This window comes from Thermorhabdus hydrogeniformans (assembly GCF_049310025.1).
Lineage (GTDB): Bacteria > Bacillota > Thermosediminibacteria > Thermosediminibacterales > Tepidanaerobacteraceae > JBJYKD01.
Genome location: NZ_JBJYKD010000120.1, coordinates 1 through 276 on the forward strand (window position 1 = coordinate 1; position 276 = coordinate 276).

Below are 276 nucleotides of genomic sequence, written 5' to 3' on the forward strand. Positions count from 1 at the left end.
CGAAATCCGCGGCGACGAACGCATCCAGGCGCTGATCCCCACGGCACTGCCGGCGACCGAACAGGACTGGCACACCGAATATGAGGACGCGATCATTTCGGTGAAGGTAGGCAGGGATGTCGGCGAGGCCATCGACCACATCAACACCTACTCGTCGCACCACACCGAGGCGATCATCACCGAGGATGTGAAATCGGTGGAGCGGTTCTTTGCCGAGATCGACAGCGCCATCCTGCTCCACAACGCCTCGACCCAGTTCGCCGATGGCGGCGAGTT

1 pseudogene is annotated in these 276 nt (G+C 61.6%); it reads left to right on the forward strand.

Annotation, left to right across the window (positions count from 1 at the left end):
• Nucleotides 1-276: pseudogene (proA, locus tag ACKX14_RS15750) on the forward strand (glutamate-5-semialdehyde dehydrogenase); the annotation flags it as partial.